Origin of the sequence: Bacillus sp. GbtcB14 (genome assembly GCF_019091205.1) — a bacterium.
GTDB lineage: Bacteria > Bacillota > Bacilli > Bacillales > Bacillaceae_G > Bacillus_A > Bacillus_A cereus_AG.
The window spans coordinates 1-24,818 of record NZ_JAGXJT010000012.1; the positions used below are offsets into that span (position 1 = coordinate 1).

Sequence of the window (24,818 nt, forward strand, 5' to 3'; positions counted from 1 at the left end):
CCATTAGCTCAGTTGGTAGAGCATCTGACTTTTAATCAGAGGGTCGAAGGTTCGAATCCTTCATGGCTCACCATTTTCGCGGAAGTAGTTCAGTGGTAGAATACAACCTTGCCAAGGTTGGGGTCGCGGGTTCGAATCCCGTCTTCCGCTTTATTACTAAGGGGCCTTAGCTCAGCTGGGAGAGCGCCTGCCTTGCACGCAGGAGGTCAGCGGTTCGATCCCGCTAGGCTCCATCTAATAGAGAAGCTTACATCATATGATGTAAGCTTTTTTTGTGTTTAAAAAGACAACTTTCATATTTGTCATTTAAAATAGAGAAAATGCGAAAATAAAGGATGGGGATAATTGTGAAAGTTGTTATTGCATCGGATTCATATAAAGAAAGCTTAAAAGCTATAGAAGTATGTGAGGCTATTGAAAGAGGTTTTGGAACAATTTTCCCTAAAGCAGAGTATGTGAAAATACCAATTGGAGATGGAGGAGAAGGAACGGTTGATTCACTTGTGGATGCTACAGGGGGAAGGATTATATCACTTCATGTAACAGGACCGCTTAGAGAACGTGTGCAAGCCTTTTACGGTATGTCTAAAGATAAAAAGACAGCGTTTATTGAAATGGCAGCAGCATCAGGATTACAATATGTTCCGATTAAAAAGCGAAACCCACTTATTACAACGACTAAAGGAACCGGAGAGCTTATACTACATGCGCTAGACGAAGGAGCTGAGCACATTATTTTAGGACTTGGCGGAAGTGCTACAAATGATGGCGGAGCAGGTATGTTGTCAGCTTTAGGGGTCAGGTTTATAAATAGAAAAGGGGAAGTAATAGAGCCATCTGGAGGAACGTTACATTCGATTGTCGCTATTGATTTTTCACGAATGGATTCACGCTTAACGCATATAAAGATAGAGGCAGCATGTGATGTAGATAATCCTTTAGTTGGAATAAGGGGAGCATCTTTCGTATTTGGGAGACAAAAGGGTGCGAATGCAGAGATGATGAAAGAGCTGGATGAGAATTTAAAGCATTATGCGAATATCCTTAAACAATACTTATCTTGCGACGTATCTAAAATACCTGGCGCAGGAGCCGCAGGAGGAATGGGAGCAGCTGTTATTGGAGTGTTAAAGGGAAGCCTGCGGAGAGGAATTGAAATTGTATTAGACTACACAAATTTTGATAAGCATATAGAAGGCGCAGATTTAATTATAACTGGCGAAGGGAGAATAGATGAACAAACAGCATATGGAAAGGCCCCTGTAGGTGTTGCGGAGCGTGCAAAGTATTTTCGTATTCCTGTCATTGCTATTGGAGGATCTGTATCTCCGAATTATCCAGCTGTTCACGAAAAAGGAATCGATGCAGTATTTAGTATTACAGCGAGTCCGATGACATTAGAAGAGGCATATAAAGTAGCGGAAGAAAATATCGAAATGACAGCAAAGAATATTGCCGCAGTATGGAAAATAGCATCAGAAAAACACTTCTAAATGTAGGAGTGTTTTTTATTATTATCTAATAATAATGATGGTAGTTGTTTCATTAGGTTAACTTTATACATAGAATAGTCTTAACATTTGGATTTTAAAGCGAATATAAGTGAATAATTTGTATATCCATACAGAAAAATGTCGAGTTGAGTCAGAGTATATAAAAGATTTAAAATATTTAGTGAAGGCACAAAAGGGGGATACTATCTATGAAAAAAGAAATTTCAGTTATTGGAGTTCCAATGGATTTAGGACAGATGCGTCGCGGAGTTGATATGGGACCGAGCGCAATCCGTTATGCAGGCGTAATTGAAAGAATTGAAGAAATTGGATATGACGTTAAAGATATGGGAGATATATGTATAGAGAGAGAAAAAGAAGTAGATGAAAATACAAGCTTAAGAAACCTTACACAAGTCGCAACTGTTTGTAACGAATTAGCAAGTAAGGTGGATCATATTATAGAAGAAGGACGTTTCCCACTTGTATTGGGTGGCGATCATAGTATCGCTATTGGTACATTAGCGGGTGTTGCGAAACATTATAAAAACTTAGGTGTTATTTGGTATGATGCACATGGTGATTTAAATACAGAAGAAACTTCACCATCTGGAAATATTCATGGTATGTCACTTGCAGCAAGTTTGGGATATGGACATCCTTCACTTGTAGATTTATACGGGGCATATCCAAAGGTGAAAAAAGAGAACGTTGTAATTATCGGTGCACGTGCATTAGATGAAGGAGAAAAAGACTTTATTCGCAATGAAGGTATTAAAGTATTCTCAATGCACGAGATTGATCGTATGGGTATGACGGCTGTTATGGAAGAAACAATCGCGTATTTATCTCATACTGATGGTGTACATTTATCATTAGATTTAGATGGCCTTGATCCACATGATGCACCAGGAGTTGGAACGCCTGTAATTGGTGGCCTATCTTATCGTGAAAGCCATTTAGCAATGGAAATGTTAGCGGAAGCTGATATTGTTACATCTGCTGAGTTTGTTGAAGTAAATACTATTTTAGATGAGCGAAATAGAACGGCAACAACAGCGGTTGCTTTAATGGGTTCTTTATTCGGTGAAAAACTAAAATAAATGTAAGAAAAGCAACTGCGAAGTTGCTTTTTTTATTTGAAAATAAGCGTATAATAATGATTTATATTATACTGTACGATAATAATGTTTGACATCGTACCAATTTAGACTAAAGGGGGTTGTTTGTAATTGTTGTTTGTTTCATGTATGGTATAATTAACTAGTTGTTGGAAATACATACAGATAGAGCATAAAACAATATTTCAATATATGGATAGAATTGCTCGTAAGTAGGAGGAAGGGTTAGCATGCCTTTTGAAGATACGACCATTTTGAAATATCTTAGTACGGTATTAGATATTGCCGTTGTATGGTTTATTATATATAAGCTAATTCTCATAATCCGAGGGACGAAAGCTGTTCAACTTTTAAAAGGGATTACAGTTATTATTGTCGTTCGGATGATCAGTATTTTCCTTGAATTGCATACGCTATATTGGCTGACTGAGCAAGTATTAACGTGGGGATTTTTAGCCGTTATTATTATTTTCCAGCCAGAATTGCGAAGGGCACTTGAGCAACTAGGGCGCGGGAGTTTATTTTCGCGTGTTGGAACTCATGAGGATGATGAACCTGAAATCGTTGCAACAGCGATAGCGAAAGCAACGGAATATATGGGGAAACGTAGAATTGGTGCATTAATTACTTTGTCGAAAGAGACCGGTATGGGTGATTATGTGGAAACAGGTATTCCGCTAAATGCAAACGTATCATCGGAATTACTCATTAATATTTTCATTCCTAATACACCTCTTCATGATGGAGCAGTCATTATGCAAGGAAGTACCATTAAAGCAGCAGCTTGTTATCTTCCGTTATCGGAAAGTCCTTTTATCTCTAAGGAGTTAGGAACTAGGCATCGCGCTGCAATGGGAGTTAGTGAAGTTACTGATAGTATTACAGTAGTTGTGTCGGAAGAAACAGGTCAAATTTCTTTAACGAAAAATGGTAAGTTGCATCGTGATTTGAAGACAGAACAACTGAAAGATATGTTGTTAGCTGAATTTAGTGCGAGCGAAAAAACGACTTCTTCGTCTTTATGGAATTGGAGGAGAAAGCGTCATGGATAAGTTAATGGAGAATCATTGGTTTTTAAAAGGGATCTCATTACTATTGGCGTGTATGCTTTTTATGTCAGCGACTTTAACTGAAAAAAATACGACATCGGGGATACTACCTTTTGCAAATGATGCGAAAGAAACATTAACTAATTATGCTATTAACCTTAAGTATGATGAAGAGAAATATATTGTAAGTGGTATTCCGTCAGAGGGCGTTAAGGTGAAATTAGAGGGCCCAAAAGCAGCAGTTGCTACAGCAAAAGCAAAAAAACAATTTGATATACCAGTTGATTTGAGAGATAGCGAAAAAGGAACTTATGAAGTTTCTTTGAAAACGAACGGGCTTCCAGATGATGTGAAAGGAACAGTTCAGCCATCAACAATTAAAATTACTCTACATGAAAAAGCGAGAAAATACGTTCATGTAGACTTAAAATTATCAAATGAGGATCAAATGCCAGCAGGTTCTACTCTAGAAAAATCAAACATTAAACCAGATACTGTTGAGGTAGTTGGGACGAAAGAAGAAATTGAAAGTATTTCATCTGCTAAGGCGTATATTGATTTAAAAGGTGTTAATAAAACTGTTACCAAAACAGCCGAAGTTACATTATACAATAAAGAAGGAAAACGTTTAAATGTAAGAACGAGTCCATCTAAAATTAGTGTCACATTGAATGTGGTTACGCAAGCAACGGCCAATAATACTGAAAAAACTGTTCCTGTAACGTATACAAAAAAGGGGAGTTTACCAGAAGGATTGGCCGTTACAAATATTAGCGTTGAACCGAGAGAAGTAACGATAGCAGGTCCAAAAGATATATTGGATAATATACAATCGATAGAGGGGGTCGAAGTAGATCTTAGTCAATTGACAGAGTCTACAACATTCGATACCTCTGTTTTATTGCCAAAGGGTGTAACAAGTGCAAAACCGAATCAAGTGAAGGTTTCAGTAGGCGTGCAAAAAGCAAAACAAACGAAAACAAGAACGATTGATGGTATATCAATTCAAAAAAATGGACTTTCTAAAGATGTTACGGCCCAGCTAATTTCGCCGCAAGATGGGAAGATAAGCGTTGATATTTCAGGAGAAACAAGTATAGTAGATAAAATAACAGCTGCTCAAATAACAGCAGCGATTAATCTGCAAAATGTATCTCCAGGGACGAAGGATGTGTCTATTCAAGTGAGCGGTCCTGGTAATATTTCAATAGAGCCAAAGCAAAAAAGTGCTAAAGTCACAATTGTGAAGAAAGAAAATCCAGATAAAGAAGTACAGGGTAACGGTGAAAAACCAGATTCAAATAATAACCAAGATAATCAAACTGAAAAACCAAAAAATCCTGAACCTGAACATAAGCCTAAGCCTGACCCGGAAAAGGAAAAGGAACAGGAACAAAATAAAGAAAAAGAAACTAGTCAAGAGCCAACAGTAGATAATCAAAAAGAGCCAGAAAAAGGAGCGAATCATAATGGGTAAATATTTTGGTACAGATGGAGTACGTGGGGTTGCGAACCAGGAGTTAACACCTGAATTAGCGTTCAAAATTGGACGTTTTGGTGGTTATGTATTAACAAAAGATACAGATCGTCCAAAAGTAATTATCGGCCGTGATACACGTATATCAGGACATATGTTAGAAGGAGCTTTAGTAGCAGGTCTATTATCAACTGGAGCAGAAGTAATGCGCCTTGGTGTTATTTCTACACCAGGTGTTGCTTATTTAACAAAAGCGTTAGACGCACAAGCAGGTGTTATGATTTCTGCATCTCATAATCCAGTAGAGGATAACGGAATCAAATTCTTCGGTTCAGACGGCTTTAAATTAACAGATGAGCAAGAAGCAGAAATCGAAGCTTTATTAGACAAAGAAGTTGATGAATTACCACGTCCAACAGGTACGAATCTTGGACAAGTGAGTGATTATTTTGAAGGCGGCCAAAAATATTTACAATATATTAAACAAACTGTAGAGGAAGATTTCTCTGGTTTACATATCGCTTTAGATTGTGCGCATGGTGCTACGTCTTCTTTAGCTCCATACTTATTCGCGGATTTAGAGGCTGATATTTCAACAATGGGAACTTCACCAAACGGCATGAACATTAATGATGGAGTAGGTTCTACGCATCCAGAAGTATTAGCTAAATTAGTAAAAGACAAAGGCGCTGATATCGGTCTTGCCTTTGATGGTGATGGTGACCGTTTAATTGCTGTAGATGAAAAAGGAAACATCGTTGATGGCGATCAAATTATGTTTATTTGTGCGAAGTACATGAAAGAAACTGGTCAACTAAAGCATAATACAGTCGTTTCAACTGTTATGAGTAACTTAGGTTTCTACAAAGCGCTTGAAGCTAACAATATCACAAGTGATAAAACAGCAGTTGGTGACCGTTACGTAATGGAAGAGATGAAGCGTGGTGGTTACAACTTAGGTGGAGAACAATCGGGGCATATTATCTTACTTGATTACATTACAACTGGTGATGGAATGTTAAGTGCACTTCAACTGGTAAACATCATGAAAATGACGAAAAAACCATTATCTGAGCTTGCAGGTGAGATGACAAAATTCCCACAATTACTAGTAAACGTTCGTGTAACAGATAAAAAACTAGCATTAGAAAATGAAAAAATTAAAGAAATTATTCGTGTTGTAGAGGAAGAAATGAACGGTGATGGCCGCATTCTTGTTCGTCCATCTGGAACAGAGCCACTTATCCGTGTAATGGCAGAAGCACCAACACAAGAAGTTTGTGATGCATATGTACATCGCATTGTAGAAGTTGTGAAAGCTGAAGTTGGCGCTGAATAATTAGATAAATTTATTGAAAAGGAGCACAAGAAGTGCTCCTTTTTCATATGTTTTATAGACGATGAAAAAAATTTCATTGACGGTTTATCCATGTTTGTTATAAGATGGTCTTGTTCTTTTTCTCAAAGGAAATATTGTAAATTATAGAAGCGCCAGAACTACAAGTAGTGTAGTTGACGAGGTGGAGTTTATCGAGATTTCGGCGGATGACTCCCGGTTGTTCATCACAACCGCAAGCTTTTACTTAAATCATTAAGGTGACTTAGTGGACAAAGGTGAAAGTGTGATGAGAGAAAAGGAACGGATGAAAACTAGCTGTATAAGTATATACTGACTTAAACCCCCAATCGAAAGGAAGGTGAAAGCCGTTACAAGCTTACAGGGCTAGCAATATGTAATCCGTTTTTTAGTATAAATAAAAATGGTATCGGACTATGTCGTTACATGTTCGCAGAGCAGTGTAAGCATTTGTAGCGGCGACTAAACATGTGTGGAATCGTAGGATTTATTGGAGAGCAAGATGCAAAGGAAATTTTATTAAAAGGTTTAGAAAAGCTAGAATATCGTGGATATGATTCAGCAGGTATTGCAGTACAAGCAGAGAACGGTGTTGTTGTATACAAAGAAAAAGGCCGTATTGCAAAACTTCGTGAAATCGTAGACGAGAACGTAGCAGCAAGCGTAGGTATCGGACACACACGCTGGGCTACACACGGTGTTCCAAGTAAAGTAAACGCGCATCCGCATCAAAGTACATCAAAACGCTTTACACTAGTTCATAACGGTGTAATTGAAAACTATGAATTAGTGAAAAAAGAATATTTACAGGATGTAACGTTCGTAAGTGAAACAGATACAGAGATTATCGTACAGCTTATGGAACAACAAGTGAGCACAGGATTAAGTGTAGAAGAAGCGTTCCGTAATACGCTATCTCTTTTACATGGCTCTTATGCAATCGGACTACTTGATGCTGAAAATCCAAACATGATTTATGTTGCTAAAAACAAAAGCCCGCTATTAGTAGGTGTTGGTGACAACTTTAATGTTGTGGCGAGCGACGCTATGGCGATGTTACAAGTTACAGATCAATTTATCGAATTAATGGATAAAGAAATCGTAATTGTAACGAAAGAAAGTATTACAATTAAAAACTTACAAGGTGAAACGATTGAACGTGCACCGTTTACAGCGGAATTAGACGCAAGTGATATTGAAAAAGGAACATACCCTCATTTCATGCTTAAAGAAATCGATGAGCAACCACTTGTAATCCGTAATATAATTCAAAAGTATCAAGATGAAAATGGCGAGATTGAATTAAATCAAGACATTCGTAATGCGATTTTAGATAGCGATCGTATTTACATCATTGCATGTGGAACGAGTTATCATGCAGGTCTTGTTGGAAAACAATTTATCGAGAAGTTTGCAAAAATGCCAGTTGAAGTGCATGTAGCAAGTGAATTCTCTTATAACATGCCATTATTAACAGAAAGACCATTCTTCATTTACATTTCACAAAGTGGTGAGACAGCAGATAGCCGTGCAGTACTTGTACAAACAAATGAAATGGGTCATAAAGCATTAACGATTACAAACGTACCTGGTTCTACGCTTTCTCGTGAAGCTGATTATACACTTCCGTTATACGCGGGACCAGAAATTGCAGTTGCATCAACGAAAGCTTACACAGCACAACTTGCAGTACTTTCAATTTTAGCTGCGGACATTGCTAAAGCAAAAGGCGAAGTTCTTGATTTCGATTTAACACACGAATTAGGACTTGTAGCAAATGCAATGATAGAACTTTGTGATCAAAAAGAAGAAATGGACGCATTAGCAAAACAATTTTTAGCAACAACGCGTAATTGTTTCTTCATCGGACGTAGCGTAGACTTCTACGTAGGTTTAGAAGGCGCGTTAAAGCTAAAAGAAATTTCTTACATCCAAGCAGAAGGATTTGCTGGAGGAGAATTAAAACACGGTACAATCGCCTTAATCGAAAACGGTACACCAGTTATCGCACTTGCTACACAAGAGCACGTAAACCTTGGAATTCGTGGTAACGTGAAAGAAGTAGTAGCACGCGGAGCTAACCCATGTATCATCTCAATGAAAGGCTTAGAAATGGAAGGTGACAGCTTCGTATTACCAGCTGTACACGAAGCATTAGCACCGCTAGTAGCAGTTATTCCATTCCAACTTATCTCATACTACGCAGCACTTCACCGCGAGTGTGATGTTGATAAGCCGCGTAACTTAGCTAAGTCTGTTACGGTTGAGTAGGAGATTGATAAGTTAATAAATATAGTGTTGAAACACAACAAAGTTAGATACTGAACAACAAAGTTCAATACTGAATAACAAAGTTCAATACTCGACAACAAAGTTGCATACTAAATGTTGAAATACAATAAAGTAGGGTGCCAAAAAATAATTTTAGGTACTGGTCTATTGAAATAGGCACGAAAAGCATCGGCATTTGTCGATGCTTTTTTGTTTTTTTACTCATCTTTTTAAAGGTGCTTTTTTTTACTTTTAACTATAGAGTTTGTTATAATTTGTGGGGAGAAATAATGTAATGATACAGATATTATTTTGGAAATGGGGTTAAGTTTTGAGTGGGTACGATAAGAAAAAGATACATCAGTTAATAAGGGGATTCATGCTTGAAATTATAAATGTAAGATCAAAATTTCAATTATGGAGACACATTCAAAAGCATAGAAATGAACATTTGGATGAACTTAATATTGCGCCAGCTTTTTTTACTCTGACACTTCAGTCATTATTCAACGATGTTATTATCACTTTAGCGAAGCTTTATGAACATGGAAGGACGACCGCTAATTTGAATAAATTAATAAATATTGCTGATGTTAATAGGGCTCTTTTTGATTATAAAGAAAATGCAGCTGATTCTTTGATGATTACCAAAAAGGAAATTGAAAATCATAAGAAAATTATCGAAGAAAAAAAGGAGTGTTTGAATAACCTTTTTATATGGCGAGATAAAGTTTACGCTCATAATGATATGAAGTATTTCTTTGATAAAGGACAGTTGCCAAAAGACGCAGCATTAACAATGAAACATATAGACGAATTAATTGAGAAAGCATGGGGAATTGTAAATTTTTACTCGTTGGCTTTAGAAGGAAAAGCATGGCATCCAGATTCTCCAGATACATTAGATGTCGAAAAAATTTTTTCGATACTTAAAAATTTTAAAGATGAAAAAAATAGAGAAATTGATGTTTTATTGATGGGAGCAGGATTAAAAAGAACACAATAATTTGAAGGATTAATCATCAAAAAGCAAGTGCAGATGTTGAAATACAATAAAGCTGGGTATCAGACAATAATGTTAGGTACTGATATAATCGTCGTTTGAAAAAGACCCAAATCAATTTTTATTGGTTTGGGTCTTTTATGTTGAATGCTGAGTTTAATTAAGGTATTTCGAAAACTAGAATCATTTTTTTAAGTGATTTGTTTTTCTGAATTTAGATAATAAAGCGTGTTATACACTTATTAACTAATTTGAAAGAAAGAGATGGTGAGAATGGGGAAAAAACTAAGTGAAGAAAATAAATTAATAAATGCGTTTCCAAAACTAGCAAAAGAATGGCATCCAACGAAAAATAGTAAATTAACGCCGAATGATGTGTCATACGGCTCAGAAAAATATATATGGTGGAAGTGTTCAAAAGGACCAGATCATGAATGGGAAATGACAGTTTACGCAAGAAAAAAAGGTGGAAAATGTCCCTTTTGTTTAAATAGAAAGGTATCAGTTACGAATAACTTAAAGACACTTTATCCAGAAATAGCGAAAGATTGGGATTATAAAAATAATAAAGGTATAAAACCTGAAGATATTCTGGCAGGTACTGTACAAAGAGCAAACTGGAAATGCTATAAATGTAATCATACATGGATTACTAAAGTTTCAAAAAGAACTAATGAAGGAAGTGGTTGTCCGAAATGTGCAAAAAAGGTTGATAGAAAACCAGATGCGTTTGTAAATAAATTTCCAGAATTAATGAAGGAATGGGATTATAAAAAAAATAAAGAATTAGATCCTGCGCATTATCATTATAGATCGGCTAAAAAGGTATTTTGGAAATGTATTGACTGTAGTTATGAGTGGGAATCGATGATTAAAAGTAGAACAATACATAATGAAGCAGGTTGTCCTAAGTGCCATTCAATTTTTACATTATTTCCCGAAATAGCTGGAGAATGGTCTTTTGAAAAAAATAAAGGTATATCAATATTCGAGACTGTACCAGGCTCAGAAAAAAAGTATGGTGGAAATGTCCTAACGGTCACAAAGATTATGAGACAACGCCATATTTAAGAACAAAAAGGGGTAGCGGTTGTCCAAAATGTGGTATAAAAAAGGCAGTACGGAATAGATTAAACACTTTAATGTATGAACAAGGTGCGGAAACTCGTAATAAGAACCAAATAAAAATAGGTAACACATTGGAATCTAAATTTCCAGAAGTGGCAAAAGAGTGGTCCCCTACAAAGAATGAAGGATTACTTCCGAATAATGTTACACCTAAATCGAATAAACAGATATGGTGGAAATGTAGCACATGCAAAAATGAATGGAGGGCAACAGTAAGTAGCCGAACTTCAGGTACTAGCTGTCCTGAATGTGCAAAAGATTCAAGAATTAAAAGTTTTAAAAAATATAAGTTAAAAAATGGTTCTTCTTTAGCTGGAAAATTTCCTGAGTTGATAAAAGAATGGAATTACAAAAGAAATGGAGATATAACACCAGAAGAAGTTAATTATGGAAGTAACGAGGAATTCTGGTGGGAGTGTGAATTAGGACATGAATGGAAAGCTGCTGTAAAATCTAGAACTTCGAAAGGTACTGGTTGTAAACATTGTCATTATGAATTAAAAACTTCATTTCCTGAACAAGCAATTTATTATTACCTAAATAAAGTGTTTGAAGGGGTTATTAATCCTCACAAAATAGAAGCGGATGGAGGAAAGGTTGATGTAGATGTTTTTATAGCAGAATATAAAATAGCAATAGAATACGATGGAGTTTTTTACCATGAAAAAAGAATTAGACAGGATGAAGAGAAGAATAAAAAGTTAAATAAGTTGGGTATCGAAATAATAAGAGTCAGAGAAAAGGGACTAGCTGGACTCAGAAAGTTTAATGGAATAACGTTAGAATCAATTCCTAAAAACAGAGAAAACTTAAACAAAATAGTAGAAGATGTGTTTAATTATATAAAACAAAATAGAATTTTGAAAAATGAATATATTGATAAGATTAACGATTTAAAAATAGATATAGAGGAAGATGAAATAGAAATAAATTCATTATTTATTGTTTCACTAAAAAAAATTAGTCTAGAATTAGAATTTCCAGAACTAGCAAAAGAATGGCATCCAATAAAAAACGGAAAGTTAAAACCCAATAGCGTAAAAGCGAAATCAGGTAAGAAAGTATGGTGGCAGTGTCCGAAGTGTCAAGATGAATGGAAAGCGCAGATATACGCAAGAACAATTAATTATCATAAATGTAAATGGTGTGATCCAAACAATCTTGTACAAACAAGACCTGATTTACTAAAAGAATGGGATTTTGAGAAAAATAAAGAAATCGACTTCTTAAGAATGACAACACGTTCTGGAAAAAAAGTCTGGTGGAAATGTAAACTGGGACACAGTTATGATTGCACAATAGTAAATAAAAAAAATGGCAATGGATGTCCATATTGTGCTGGAAAAAAAGTGAATGAAGAAAATTGTTTGGCAAAAGTAAAACCAGAAATAGCGAAACAATGGCATCCAACGAAAAATGGAGAATTAACACCAGAAGATGTAACTATCGGAAGCCATAAAGAAGTCTGGTGGTATTGCGATAAAGGAAAAGCACACACTCATGAATGGAAAATGGCAATATATAATAAAAAAAGGGGAAATTGTCCTTTTTGTTCAGGACATAAGGTAAGTTTAGATAACTGCCTTGCAACAAAATTTCCACAACTAGCGGAAGAATGGGATTTTGAGAAAAACGGAAGTTTAACACCATTTGATATAGGGGCTTATAGTAATAAAGAAGTCTGGTGGTGTACAAAAGAAAATGGTTCGTGGAAAGCTAAAGTGTTAAATAGAGTGAAAGTTTTTGAAAATAAATAAACTGGCATAATTTAATGATCTTAGAGCGATGTTGTGACCGAAGTGTTGAAGAAAGGGCATGGATAATATGCTTGTAAACTTGTATACGGATTATTAAACAAACAGCGATAGTAGAGGGGGTTTCATTCCTTTCTGCTATTTTTTATGAAAAGGACAAACCACATTTCATGTTGAAGAGATACTTAGGATCTTCTTATAAAGTGAGGAGGATAAGTATGTATATAGAAAATGTAAGAAATACATTAAAATCACTTTCTTCACAGGAACAATATGAGATAGCAAATTTAACAAAACAAATATTAGTAAGGAATGGGAAAATTAATGAAAACGTCAGACCTAGCGAAATAGCAAGGTATATAGAAAACTTTATACATGGGAAAGAAACGAAAATAAAGTACCTGGAAGGTTTTTTAGAAGCAATGGATCTGTTTATATTACAAGGTGCTAGCAAAGCTCTACTTGGAAAACAAATAATAGGACAAGGTACATGGAGAGATATATTATTGAATGTGACGAATGATATTCCATCAGATAAATTAGCAAAACATGTAAATAATGAATATATTATTAAAGAACTAAAGAAATTGTTTATAACGATTGTAGAATCTTTTGTTGTTGAGGATGAAGAAAAAACAATTCAGAGATTACATCTTATCAATGAAATATTAAATAAGAAGTAAAGATGAGAAGTGCTATGGTATAAGCATTTCTTTTTTTATCCAAATGTTGTTTAAGAACAACATTTATTGTCAATAAATATAAATAGAGTTGTTTTTAGACAACAAAGAAATTTAGATAAAAAAATATATAAGGATTGAGGAGGATAATATCTTTTATTTTTTTCTAAGATTATGTTCATTTAAAAATTGCTTTTTTTTATTTTCTTGTGAAATTTCCCATTTTTAAAAAAGCCATATTCATTTTTAAAAATAGAGCAATTAGTTAATTTTGCTAATGAAGCAATGCAGTATTATCTTTACAATTATTTGCACAGGAACAACATGAACAAAGGAGGATAGATTGTATGGCAAAGAGGAAAATGGGTTTAACAGAAAAGAAAATTGAACAGATGGAAAAAGAAGGTCGTGGTCAAGGGGAAGGGAGTAAGTACAAACCTTGGCTAAATATACAAGATTTTTCATCAAAAGGACTTTCCACCAGAACGATGGGGTGGAAAACAAATCGTATTCATCAATTTTTATCGAAACTAGAGAAAGATTATTACTATATATGTGAATGGGGAAGCCTTATCGTTGATATTCGTGAGCAATATCCACTTCATCGTATTGATACACTTAAAATTGCAGAAGAAAAGGATATCAAGCATCCAACCGATCCAAAAACAAGTGTACCTATTGTAATGACCACAGATTTTCTATTAACAGTAAAAACCGAAGAAGGGATTAAATTAATTGCAAGAACAATTAAACCTTCAAATGAATTGGAAAAACATAGGGTAATAGAAAAGTTTGAAATAGAAAGAGAATATTGGTATCAACGAAACGTAGATTGGGGAATAGTGACGGAAAATGAAATCCCTAAAATATTAGTGAATAATGTGGAATGGTTACACACGTCGTATTTTTTTCATGAAGACCTCTCTCCTTCAGCATATAAAACTTTGCTGCAACAATTGAAATATTCTCTTTCAAGAAAAGGTGTTTCTTTAATTGAAATACTAACACAATTTGATATCCAATATGGGCTAGAAAATGGCATGGCTTTGGAGCTATTTAAACATCTTATTGCGGTTAAAGAGATTAAAGTGGATATGTTCCAACCAATACACACTCATTTATTTGTAGAGGATCTTATTTTGGAAGGCGCTCAAAATTGGGAGAAAGGAGCAGTTTAGATGTTTGTTGAAAATGAGATTGTTTCTTTTACAGATGCAAGCGGTAAAGAAATGACAGAACGAATACTATGGATTGATGACGGATATATCATTTGTTATACCATTGATATAAAAAGCGCAAAAGCACTTCCTATTAAACGCAGATTATCTGATTTAGAAGAATTACTTAATCAGGAACTTCTCCATGTTGTGAGGGAAGAACCGTTTGCATTTGTTTATCAAAAAGAAGAAAGCATACCTCAAAAACAAAAAGATATCAGAGATGACAGATGGAAAATCGTGCATGAAATAGTTTCGCTTGAACCAGATATTTACGATAAACAAAAAAGAGGAAAATTGGTAGCAGAGACATGTGAGCGTACAAAGAAAATTAAGAGTGTGATTTATAGTTACCTAAGGCAGTATTGGAAACGGGGAAAGGTGAAAAATGCATTGCTACCAGATTATCGAAATTCAGGAGGGCGTGGTAAAGAACGCATTTTAGGCAGTAACAAAACAGGACGACCTAGGAAGTTCTCAGGTGTAGCTGGAGAAGGAATTAATGTAACAGATGAAATAAAACAAATTTTCCAGGTCAGTATAAAAAAATATTATCACACGGTTAAAAAAAATCCATTATCTGCTGCATATCAGATGATGTTAAAAGCATATTTTGCAGAGGATTATGTATATGAAGACGGTGTGAAAAAACCTATTCTAAAAGAAAATAATAAGTTACCTACTTTTCGGCAATTCCAATATTGGTATCAAAAAACCTATACATCGGAAGAGAAAAAACGTAAACGACAAGGTGATCGGAAATATGAATTAAGACATCGTGCGGTATTAGGTACTTCAGTAGGTGAGATGTACGGTCCAGGAACTAAATATCAAATTGATGCCACAATTGCAGATGTTTATCTTGTAAGTAGCTATAATCGAGAGTGGATTATTGGACGCCCCGTTTTATATGCAGTAATTGATATGTTCAGTCGTATGATTACTGGAATTTATGTTGGATTAGAAGGACCTTCGTGGTTAGGTGCGAGTATGGCTCTTGCCAACGCAGCTAGTGATAAAGTGGCTTTCTGTAAAAGGTATGGTATAGGTATTAAGCCAGAAGAATGGGACACAAACTATTTACCTCAAACGCTTCTTGCGGATCGTGGGGAACTTGAAGGATATGATGTTGAACGTTTAATTACAGCTTTCAATATGAAAGTTGAAAATACACCGCCATATAGAGCTGATTGGAAAGGAATCGTTGAACAACATTTTCGAACAACAAACTTAAAAGTGAAACCATTCTTGCCAGGTGTGGTTGATACAGATGTTCATGTTCGTGGAGATCGTGATTATCGCTTGGATGCACAACTAACGATTCAAGAATTCACCCAAATTATTATTAAATGTGTACTGTATCATAATAATCATCATTGGTTAAAAAACTATGATGCAAATGAAATGATGATAACAGATGAAGTAGAACTTATTCCAAAAGAATTATGGAATTGGGGTGTGAAAAATCGTTCTGGTCGTCTCCGCTCTTATCCAGAGGATATAGTAAAACTACATCTTCTTGCACAAGGAAATGCCAAAATCACATATAAAGGGATTGAATTCAAAGGTATGAAGTATTCTTGTGAAAAGGCGATACGAGAAGGGTGGTTTCCTCAAGCAAGAGAGAAAAGTTGGCGCATTAAGGTTTCATATGATCCTCGTAATATGAGCTATATTTATTTGCTAAATGAGGATGATAGAGGCTACGAAGTTTGTACATTATTAGACCATCAAAAACGTTATTCGGATTGTTCACTTTATGATATAGAATATCTTCGCGCCTATGAGAAATATAAACAACAAGAATATAAGCATAAAGAATTGCAGGAAAAAGTAAATTTGGATGCTGAAATAGAATATGTTGTCAAAGGTGCTAAGAAGAAATCAAAAACTGAAAAAATACCGATGAGTAATGCACAACGAACAAAGGGCATTCGGAAAAACAAAGCTTTCGAAAAGGAAGCAAGGCGAAAAGAAGAAGCATTTTTGCTTGCAGAATATAAGGAGATTGACCATCATGCCGAAGTTCTTGAAATGCATGTTCCAAGTGAAGTGGAAATATCCCCTACAACAAGTAAAATAGATATTCTTCGACGTAAACAGAAGGAGTTGAAAGAGCGTGCAAAACGAAATTAATCTGCTGTATAAAGGCTCTGAACAACCTATTATCGATGCACTTTATACTGAACAAATACTGCATGAATTTCGTGGGAACCCCTTAATAGAAGCATTGCCACCAATTTTGGAAGAGGAACAGATAGTACAGTATTGTTCTGTGTTCCCTCAATATGATGAACGAGAAAGAGAATTAGATGCTAGTTATCGTTTCCATTGTGTTCAAAGGTTATTTCAATACTTTCAACCATTTGAAAAACATCTTGATTTAGAACAACGTATATCAAGAACAATTCGACAAGGATATTTATCACGAAACCCTTTTAATCGTCAACAGGTTATGAGAATGCATGAAAGTTACCGTAGTCTAAAAGTAGGTGAGTTTTTAGAATCGTATAATATACCCATAAAGCGAACAGCTCATGGTTTTACAATCATCGGACTTTCTGGTATTGGAAAAACAACAGCATTAGAAAGAATTTTATCTTATTATCCACAACTTATTCAGCATAGAGAATATGAGGGAGAGGCTTTGCAACTTACGCAAATATCGTGGTTAAAACTTGATTGTCCTTACGATGGTTCTGTAAAAGGGCTTTGTATAAGTTTCTTCTCTGAACTTGATCGTTTATTGGGTACAAGTTATTTTAAGAAATTTGGTACTAGAAGAAATACAGTTGATGTAATGCTACAACACATGACCCATTTAGCAAGTTTACATGCTATCGGAATATTAATTATTGACGAAATACAACACTTAAATTTAAGCAAAAGTGGTGGGTCGGACAAGATGTTAAATTTCTTTGTCACACTTGTTAATACAATTGGTATACCTGTTGTAATGGTTGGAACAAATAAAGCCATATCTATCCTTCAAAGCGAGTTTCGTCAAGCAAGGCGAGGCAGTGGACAGGGGGATATGGTGTGGGGACAAATGCCGAAAGATGATACTTGGGATTTATTTGTAGAAGGTATGTGGGATTATCAATGGATGAAGTTTTATACGCCACTAACAGAAGAGATAAATGAATTGCTATATGAAGAAAGCCAAGGAGTTATTGATATCGCTGTAAAACTATTTATGATTTCACAAATACGGGCTATCAGCATAGGAACAGAAAAAATTACATTAAGTTTAATGAAACAAGTAGCTAAGGATAGTTTGAGGCTTGTGCGTCCTATGTTGCAAGCTTTAAAATCGGGTATTCCAAGTGAGATTGCAAAATATGAGGACATTAGACCAATTGATATGAATGAAGAATTTGAGAAGTATAAATCATCTATTGATCTTCATGAAAAGGTTCGAATTCAGAAAAAAATTCAAGAAAGTAAACGAAAATCAAAAGGAATTTCAATTACTGAAGAAATCGTACTCTTTCTTTTATCGATGGATATCGAAATAAAAGTAGCTCAGCGAATTGCGGATGCAGTAATAAAAAAACACAGTGAAGATCTTGATCGTGCAACAGCTATAAAGGAAGCGATGAAGCTTGTAATTATAAGTGAAGAGAGTATTGAGAAGGAAAGTGTTACAAGTATAGAGCGAAAAAATGTGAGTTCAAATGTCCTTTGCTTATTAGCAAAGGAAGCGAAAAAGAAAAAATTATCGGTGTACGAACACTTTTTGAACAAGGGAATTATTAAACAACCATTGAAAGAAGTAAATTAGGAGGAAATACATGTTATATTATTTTCCAACACCACATCCTGATGAATTATTATATAGTGTATTATCACGTTATCATATGATGGTTGGGAATGTTAGTCCAAAACAAACGACTGAAGAACTATTCGGTAAGAGAACCGTACGCTCGGTTGTTGATTTGCCTGCTAATTTGGATACATTAGTAAATAGAATAGAAAACCCGATATTTAATGTAGGTTATTTTATTTATAATCATACCTTGTTTCCGTATTATGGTGCGTTTTTCTTCCCTAAACAATATCAAAAAGTAAAAAGCTTAATGATTAGTGATAAGGGTGACCGTATCCATACAACTTCAGGTATATCTGCAAGTAATATTCTTCCCAAAGAAAATTTTATGCACTGTAGCGAATGTTGTAAGGAAGATATGGAAAATTACGGTGAAATTTATTGGCATCGTATCCATCAAGTACCTGGAGTGTATATTTGCCCAAAACATCAAACGTTTTTATATGAAACAATAGTTCCAGTAAAAGCGGGTAATCAACACGAATATATTATTGCGACACCTGAAAATACTGCAAATAAGAAAAAATTGTTGGAAGTCAACGAAAGAGATAAGGAAGTTTTACTTACTTATGCAAAATATGTTGAAGAATTATTGAATAGTAATTATCAGCAACAGAATCAGGTTCAACTGCAACAACAATATGTATCAAAATTAAAAGAAAGAGGATTAGCTAGTTTTTCAGGAAGAGTTAGAAGAAAAGATTTGTATCATTCTTTCTGTAAAACGTATAGTGGGTCTTTACTGGAACTCCTACAATCAAATATAAATTTTGATGAAACAGATTGGTTAACGATGATCTTTCAGCGGCACCGTAAATCGTTTCATCCAATACGTCATCTATTAATCATGATATTTTTAGGTGATGCTTTGCGTAATTACTTTGAGAAGGGAGAGACATACGAACCTTTTGGTAGTGGTCCGTGGTGTTGTTTAAACGTAGCTTGTAAGGATTACATGAAATCAGTGGTGAAAAATCTTGTGATAACAAGATGTTACGATACAAAACGTCCAGTTGGTACTTTCACATGTCACTGTGGGTTTGTGTATTCGCGAAGAGGACCCGACACGATTACAGAAGATAAATATAAGATCGGACGTATTAAAGACTTTGGTGATGTGTGGAAGAATAAACTTAAGGTATTGATTCGAGATGGTGGTACATTAACTGGTATTGCCAAAAAGCTAAACGTTGATCCAATAACTGTAAAGAGGCAAGCGACAATGCTGGAACTCGATTATTCATGGAGCGGTGAATCTAGAGAAGTAGCAGAAAAGAAAGCACGTTTTCAACGGAATATCAAGGCAGCATCCAATGAAGATGCTTTGCATATTAGAAAAGAGATATGGTTGAAACTTCGGAAAGAATATCCACACTTTTCAAAGTTAGAATTGCGTAAAGAAAAACCCGATGTATTTGCGTTTTTGTATCGTCATGATCGAGAATGGTTAAATGAACATTCTCCTGAAAAACAAAAAATAATTACTGCTAAGAAACGAGTCGATTGGTCTAAACGAGACGAGGAGATGTTAAAGGAAGTTCAAAAGGTGATAAAACAATGGGATATCGGTGATAATAAACCAAATCAAATCACAATAAGTACAATCGGAAAAAGGATCAATAAACTTTCACTTATACAGAAAAAATCTGATAAGATACCAAAGACCATCGTATATATAAATAGTGTGATTGAAGATATAGAAACGTTCCAAATACGACGTGTAAGATGGATAGTAAAAAATATGAAAATTAATGGTGAAGAGTTAAAAGAGTGGAAAATATATCGTGAAGCGGGATTGAGAAATACAGTATCAAATGAAGTGAAACGAATGATTACATTGTTAGTGGATCAAAATGAGTATGACATAACATAAAAGGCTTCCTTGTAAAAAGGAAGCCTTTTATGTTATGTCATTAATACCATGTAAAGCAACAAAGAATGGATATTTTATGAATAAAAACAAGTGCATTCATTTAATTGGAAGATTTGAAACGCTTATTATCACTCTTAATATCAAGTGTTAATAATATGACAAAATATGATAAAAAAAGTTATAATTATAGATAAATACAAATTTTGGGCGATTTTTATACAATAAGGAAAGGAACATAATAATATGACTGATTTATATAACAATTATCTAACAGAATCACTAGATAATTTATTGAATTGTATTAAAGAGATGCAATGTCGACCTATTTTATTCGTCGGTTCAGGAATATCAAGAAGATATATGGGATCACCTTCTTGGATAGGGTTGTTAGAAAAAATCATAGAAGAAAACCCTCTTATTGATTCGTCATTGGATTATTATATTAAAGATACAAGAGAGAATGGAAAAGATAATTTACCAGGTGTTGCTGAACAATTTGTTAATCCCTATTTTAAGTATGCTTTTCAAAAAGATGTGATAGCAGAAGAGGTTTTTCCTGCATATGTTTATTTAAGAGAATTTGAGAAGGATATATGCTTAAAGTCAAAAGCAGTTGATATTATTAGTAGTTATTGCAAGACCTTTGAAACAGAATATGATAATTTGACACATCCAGCCCTAGAGGAATTGCAATTATTGAGCCAAATAGACCCACATGCTATCATAACAACCAATTATGATGAAATGTTAGAAAAAATTTTTCCTAATTATGAAGTAATAGTTGGACAACAGATTATAAGAAGGTCTATGTATACACATGTAGGAGAAATCTTGAAAATCCACGGAACAACAAAAGAAGCTAATAGTATTGTTCTACATCAAGAAGATTATAAGCATTTTATGAAAAAGAAAAAATACTTATCTGCACAGCTATTAACTTATTTCATTGAGCACCCATTAGTGATAATGGGGTATTCTGTGCAAGACGAAAATATAAAAGATATTTTATCAGATATTGCTGAAATGTTGGATGATGCAAATCACCTAATCTCTAATATTTGGTTGGTAGAATGGCAAGAACATATCAATAAAGAACAACCAATGGCAAAAGAGAAATTAATTGATTTAGGTAATAATCGTTCTTTACGCGTTAATGTAATAGTAGTTGATGATTATATTGAACTATATAAGACGCTTGGTAAGAGTGTGGTAGTTGATAAAGTGAACATGAAGTTACTCAGAAATCTTTCGCGAAGCGTTTATAACATTGTTAGAAGTAAAACTACTCAACTAAATGTAAACATCGCGACTTTAAATGCATTTTCCGATGAAGAACATTTATTTAATGTATTAAGTGTTCAAGATTTAAATCCAGAGGCATTAACAGCTATTTATCAATATAGATTGTCTGATATTACCAACGATTGGGAAAAACATAATAGTGAAGGCGTTAAAATATTACAGCAAATTCGAGAACGTACAAGATATGATATAAGAAATAGTCAAAATAAATATCATATTGATATGAATATTGGGAGAAAACCGACAGCTGATAGATGGTATTCAGAAGCAGCTAAACAATTATTAACAAATATATATTATCAACGTCCGACAAGAATAACACTTGATGACGGAGAAGAAGTTGATTATCCTATTTTAGAAATGGAGTATGAGGAGCCATCTGAACGAGTTGGAGTAACAATACTGGCTTAATACATATTTTTCGATTTGGGAAAAAGATAGAGAAAATTCACAGAAAGAAGTGGGGATATGTTTATACCTGAGTTATATTATTGTGATCGAAGAAAAGTAGAAGAGTTATTAAGTATGCTCCTTGATAATTTTGCTACTGAATATAAAATCACGCAAAGTAAAGATAAAAAACATGATGTGCAGATAAGTGCAGAAGTTTTTAAAGTGCTTGCTAAATATAATATGGTTGATTCAACAACAGAAAACAAAGAAACTAATGTAAAAAGTACAAACTCTTCTCTTTTTAAAGATCTTTATACGCTATTGAACGAAAAAGGTACTGTTCAATCATTAATAGGATACGATGAAGGAATTTTAAAGCAATTAAAAACAGGGGAATTTGTAGAGGTGGAAGGAGTATTTAAACAATCTCCAGCAGAATTAGTATTAGCAAGTTCTATGGATGCAGTACGAAAATTTCAACCTCTTATGGAAATGGCACCATCTTTAGCAATGAGCGATATAGAACCTGAAAAAATACAAGCATTTACTACATTTTTTACATCCGATAAAACAACAATGATTATTGACCCAGAAGATGAAGCAACAAATGGGTATAAATTTTTCACAACATTAAAGGTTACTGACTTTATAGAAGATCGCTATGAAATCGAAGGACAGATGAGAATTTTAGGGAAAGTTCGTAAAATTATTCGACCCCTTCAATCGGTAGATTTAATTAAACTATTGCCAGGAAGAATGAGAGTGAAACCAGAAGAATTGATAGAAAAATTCATGCAAAATAATTCTGCTGGCAATGTATATTTTGATGTTGATGAAATTACGGAAGAATCATTTGTGTTAAAAGGACCTGCTATTGAGATTACACCTATTGCTGTGTATATCTAAGGTGGTTTTTTGCAGAAATGATAATATTCAATTGAAGTAAATGTATTTTATGTAATAAAAAAAGGGATTAGCAATATATTTGCAGAATATCATATTAAGGAATCTTAATAAAATTGTAAAATTTTCAAAAGGAACGGGACATATGGATAAAGAAAAATTAAACACAATAGTTTATATTGATTATGAAAATGTACACTACAACCTTATTAATGGGTATAAGAATATTTTTGAGTGCAACTTTTTCAATAAGCTAAAAAAATTTTTAGAAGATAAAGGCTATTCTATTTTAGATATGATAGCGTATTGCAATTTTGATATAAAAGATATGCACGATTCTTTTCATCAAACTAAACTTCATCAATTTGGAATTGATACTCGACATACTACAAACAATGGAAAAAACTATGCTGATATCCAAATTACAGCAGATGTTCTAGAACAAGTTTATAGTAACAAAAATTTAGATTGTATAATCATAATTTCAAATGATAAAGATATGACTCCATTAATTAAAACAGCGAGAAAAGTAAAAGATAATGTATCTTTAGTCTTATTCAAAAGTAATTATGATGAAGTTTTATTAGCGTGTCCAAATCAACACTTTTTTATTGACGATATTTTAGAAATAAAAATTGATGAGGTAAATGGGTTAAAAGAGGAAATAAAAAATAATTTAAGTAACTATATACAAAAAGATTTTATTGATCAAGGGAAAGTTCCACCGTGTATTTCACTAGAAAGATATGTAGAGAGCACAGTAAAGTGGCATAAAATATTTGAATATGAAGTCATAAGATTGCTGAGTTTATTGGAAAAAGAGGGCGATATTGTAATACATAAGTATACAATCGGATCCTCAAATAGAGAACATATAGGTATTATTACACCAGAGTTTGAGAAGTATTTCCAAGATCCAAAGCCAATTCATAAAATTAATAATTACTTTGCTGAAAATAAAATTATGAGCTACTATAATAAATTCACACAAAAATAAACAAAAAAATATTGCATCTTTTTAATTTTCTTGTATATAATAAGAATATAAAAAAATACAATACTTTTAAAAAAAACAAGTTATTAAAAAAACAATACTTTAAAAATTACAACGTTTTAAAAATTACAATTATTTAAACAGTGAAAAAGTCTTTGATTTTTAATCAAAGGCTTTTTCTTTGTTATCCATTGCTATTACTAAAATAGTTATAACAGAATCAATAATAAATTATGCGAACAGTGGGATGAAAAAATGATGAAGAAAAAAGAGGGCATAATGAAATGTGAGGTATTCATGTCTGATAATGAAAAATATCGTTATCAGTTAACAAGAACATGGGATGATACAAAAGATAATGCAACCATCATTATGTTAAATCCTAGCAAGGCAGAGTTATTCATAACTGATAAAACTGTAATGAATGTTCAAAATTTCTTAATTAAAAATAATTATGGTTCCATGACTATAGTAAATATATTTTCCTACATGACTACAAATCCCTCGTATTTAAAAGAGAGAGAAGAAGTCTTTGAATCAGAAAATGATAAATTTATATATAAAGCTTGCAAAGATGCAGAACTTATTATTGTTGCATGGACAAGGGACAAGCATACAAGAAGAAAAAGAGAAATAGAAAATCTGATTTATCCATTTAACAAAAAAGTAATGTGTTTTCAAGATGAAAAAGGACTAAAGCCCAGACATCCAAGAGACTTAAATGACAAAACATGGACTTTGGATTCCTATCCTTTTCCTCTATATGAAGAAGATTGATGCCAGTATACAACTTTGTTTGTCACTCCTATTTTTTTCAGTATGTAACTTTATTGTATGGATTATTTTCCCTTGAACGTAGGGATGATGGTTTTAGAACTTTTTAGTATGTGACTTTGTTGGTTATGAACATATAGTTATGGCTTTAAAATAAATTTATGAATTTGTACCCCTTTAGATATTTTATCTAAAGGGGT

Annotated in this window: 18 protein-coding genes, 2 tRNA genes and 1 pseudogene; all 21 read left to right on the forward strand. The window is 33.8% G+C overall.

Going from position 1 to position 24,818, the window contains the following annotated elements; genetic code table 11:
- The first annotated feature begins 78 nt into the window (after window positions 1-78).
- The 21 genes and pseudogenes from KVT31_RS24655 to KVT31_RS24755 all read left to right on the forward strand — a co-directional run bounded on the left by KVT31_RS24655 (window position 79) and on the right by KVT31_RS24755 (window position 24,621).
- Window positions 79-150: transfer RNA gene (locus tag KVT31_RS24655), tRNA-Gly, on the forward strand.
- A gap of 10 nt (window positions 151-160) precedes the next feature.
- A tRNA-Ala gene (locus tag KVT31_RS24660) sits at window positions 161-233 on the forward strand.
- Window positions 234-347: 114 nt separating this feature from the next.
- Window positions 348-1,493 (forward strand): glycerate kinase, encoded by a 1,146-nt coding sequence (locus KVT31_RS24665; RefSeq protein ID WP_140392315.1) that lies wholly within the window; start codon window positions 348-350, stop codon window positions 1,491-1,493.
- A 209-nt stretch (window positions 1,494-1,702) separates the two neighbouring features.
- Window positions 1,703-2,596, forward strand: a complete 894-nt coding sequence (gene rocF, locus KVT31_RS24670) for an arginase (protein ID WP_088094877.1) — start codon at window positions 1,703-1,705, stop codon at window positions 2,594-2,596.
- Window positions 2,597-2,844: 248 nt separating this feature from the next.
- Window positions 2,845-3,666 (forward strand): diadenylate cyclase CdaA, encoded by an 822-nt coding sequence (gene cdaA / locus KVT31_RS24675; protein ID WP_048528662.1) that lies wholly within the window; start codon window positions 2,845-2,847, stop codon window positions 3,664-3,666.
- A complete protein-coding gene (locus KVT31_RS24680; protein ID WP_088094876.1) occupies window positions 3,659-5,140 on the forward strand; it encodes a CdaR family protein in 1,482 nt (493 codons plus the stop codon). The genes cdaA and KVT31_RS24680 overlap by 8 nt, the downstream gene beginning before the upstream one ends.
- Window positions 5,133-6,479, forward strand: a complete 1,347-nt coding sequence (gene glmM / locus KVT31_RS24685) for a phosphoglucosamine mutase (protein ID WP_088094875.1) — start codon at window positions 5,133-5,135, stop codon at window positions 6,477-6,479. Before KVT31_RS24680 ends, glmM begins: the two co-directional genes overlap by 8 nt.
- A 286-nt stretch (window positions 6,480-6,765) precedes the next feature.
- Window positions 6,766-6,953: pseudogene (locus KVT31_RS24690) on the forward strand (hypothetical protein).
- Window positions 6,954-6,965: 12 nt separating this feature from the next.
- Entirely contained in the window at window positions 6,966-8,768 is a 1,803-nt protein-coding gene (gene glmS, locus KVT31_RS24695) for a glutamine--fructose-6-phosphate transaminase (isomerizing) (RefSeq protein WP_016084009.1), read from the forward strand.
- Between the two features lie 331 nt (window positions 8,769-9,099).
- A complete protein-coding gene (locus tag KVT31_RS24700; protein ID WP_088094874.1) occupies window positions 9,100-9,774 on the forward strand; it encodes an AbiU2 domain-containing protein in 675 nt (224 codons plus the stop codon).
- 270 nt (window positions 9,775-10,044) lie between these two features.
- Window positions 10,045-10,842, forward strand: coding sequence for a zinc-ribbon domain-containing protein (locus tag KVT31_RS24705; protein ID WP_170930111.1), 798 nt, complete (start codon window positions 10,045-10,047; stop codon window positions 10,840-10,842).
- A complete protein-coding gene (locus tag KVT31_RS24710; protein WP_368858993.1) occupies window positions 10,758-12,656 on the forward strand; it encodes a zinc-ribbon domain-containing protein in 1,899 nt (632 codons plus the stop codon). Before KVT31_RS24705 ends, KVT31_RS24710 begins: the two co-directional genes overlap by 85 nt.
- A gap of 215 nt (window positions 12,657-12,871) precedes the next feature.
- Window positions 12,872-13,336, forward strand: coding sequence for a hypothetical protein (locus KVT31_RS24715; protein WP_088094871.1), 465 nt, complete (start codon window positions 12,872-12,874; stop codon window positions 13,334-13,336).
- A 344-nt stretch (window positions 13,337-13,680) separates the two neighbouring features.
- On the forward strand, window positions 13,681-14,511 hold the full coding sequence (locus KVT31_RS24720) for a TnsA endonuclease N-terminal domain-containing protein (protein WP_088094870.1): 831 nt from the start codon (window positions 13,681-13,683) through the stop codon (window positions 14,509-14,511).
- On the forward strand, window positions 14,512-16,686 hold the full coding sequence (locus tag KVT31_RS24725) for a Mu transposase C-terminal domain-containing protein (RefSeq protein ID WP_088094869.1): 2,175 nt from the start codon (window positions 14,512-14,514) through the stop codon (window positions 16,684-16,686).
- The gene (locus KVT31_RS24730; RefSeq protein WP_088094868.1) at window positions 16,670-18,334 is read left to right on the forward strand and encodes an ATP-binding protein; all 1,665 of its coding nucleotides are present in this window, start codon (window positions 16,670-16,672) and stop codon (window positions 18,332-18,334) included. Before KVT31_RS24725 ends, KVT31_RS24730 begins: the two co-directional genes overlap by 17 nt.
- A gap of 10 nt (window positions 18,335-18,344) precedes the next feature.
- Window positions 18,345-20,252 (forward strand): TnsD family Tn7-like transposition protein, encoded by a 1,908-nt coding sequence (locus KVT31_RS24735; protein ID WP_088094867.1) that lies wholly within the window; start codon window positions 18,345-18,347, stop codon window positions 20,250-20,252.
- 243 nt (window positions 20,253-20,495) lie between these two features.
- Window positions 20,496-21,965, forward strand: coding sequence for an SIR2 family protein (locus KVT31_RS24740; protein WP_088094866.1), 1,470 nt, complete (start codon window positions 20,496-20,498; stop codon window positions 21,963-21,965).
- A 57-nt stretch (window positions 21,966-22,022) separates the two neighbouring features.
- Window positions 22,023-22,853, forward strand: coding sequence for a DUF6414 family protein (locus tag KVT31_RS24745; protein ID WP_088094865.1), 831 nt, complete (start codon window positions 22,023-22,025; stop codon window positions 22,851-22,853).
- Between the two features lie 142 nt (window positions 22,854-22,995).
- On the forward strand, window positions 22,996-23,847 hold the full coding sequence (locus KVT31_RS24750) for an NYN domain-containing protein (RefSeq protein ID WP_140392314.1): 852 nt from the start codon (window positions 22,996-22,998) through the stop codon (window positions 23,845-23,847).
- A 255-nt stretch (window positions 23,848-24,102) separates the two neighbouring features.
- On the forward strand, window positions 24,103-24,621 hold the full coding sequence (locus KVT31_RS24755; RefSeq protein ID WP_170930110.1) for a DUF1643 domain-containing protein: 519 nt from the start codon (window positions 24,103-24,105) through the stop codon (window positions 24,619-24,621).
- The last annotated feature ends 197 nt before the right edge of the window (window positions 24,622-24,818 follow it).

Bases quoted from the DNA above. Each gene is read 5' to 3' on its own strand.
- rocF (WP_088094877.1), top strand. From the start codon at position 1,703: ATGAAAAAAGAAATTTCAGTTATTGGAGTTCCAATGGATTTAGGACAG.
- cdaA (WP_048528662.1), top strand. From the start codon at position 2,845: ATGCCTTTTGAAGATACGACCATTTTGAAATATCTTAGTACGGTATTA.
- KVT31_RS24680 (WP_088094876.1), top strand. From the start codon at position 3,659: ATGGATAAGTTAATGGAGAATCATTGGTTTTTAAAAGGGATCTCATTA.
- glmM (WP_088094875.1), top strand. From the start codon at position 5,133: ATGGGTAAATATTTTGGTACAGATGGAGTACGTGGGGTTGCGAACCAG.
- glmS (WP_016084009.1), top strand. From the start codon at position 6,966: ATGTGTGGAATCGTAGGATTTATTGGAGAGCAAGATGCAAAGGAAATT.
- KVT31_RS24705 (WP_170930111.1), top strand. From the start codon at position 10,045: ATGGGGAAAAAACTAAGTGAAGAAAATAAATTAATAAATGCGTTTCCA.
- KVT31_RS24715 (WP_088094871.1), top strand. From the start codon at position 12,872: ATGTATATAGAAAATGTAAGAAATACATTAAAATCACTTTCTTCACAG.
- KVT31_RS24720 (WP_088094870.1), top strand. From the start codon at position 13,681: ATGGCAAAGAGGAAAATGGGTTTAACAGAAAAGAAAATTGAACAGATG.
- KVT31_RS24725 (WP_088094869.1), top strand. From the start codon at position 14,512: ATGTTTGTTGAAAATGAGATTGTTTCTTTTACAGATGCAAGCGGTAAA.
- KVT31_RS24735 (WP_088094867.1), top strand. From the start codon at position 18,345: ATGTTATATTATTTTCCAACACCACATCCTGATGAATTATTATATAGT.
- KVT31_RS24740 (WP_088094866.1), top strand. From the start codon at position 20,496: ATGACTGATTTATATAACAATTATCTAACAGAATCACTAGATAATTTA.
- KVT31_RS24745 (WP_088094865.1), top strand. From the start codon at position 22,023: ATGTTTATACCTGAGTTATATTATTGTGATCGAAGAAAAGTAGAAGAG.
- KVT31_RS24750 (WP_140392314.1), top strand. From the start codon at position 22,996: ATGGATAAAGAAAAATTAAACACAATAGTTTATATTGATTATGAAAAT.
- KVT31_RS24755 (WP_170930110.1), top strand. From the start codon at position 24,103: ATGAAGAAAAAAGAGGGCATAATGAAATGTGAGGTATTCATGTCTGAT.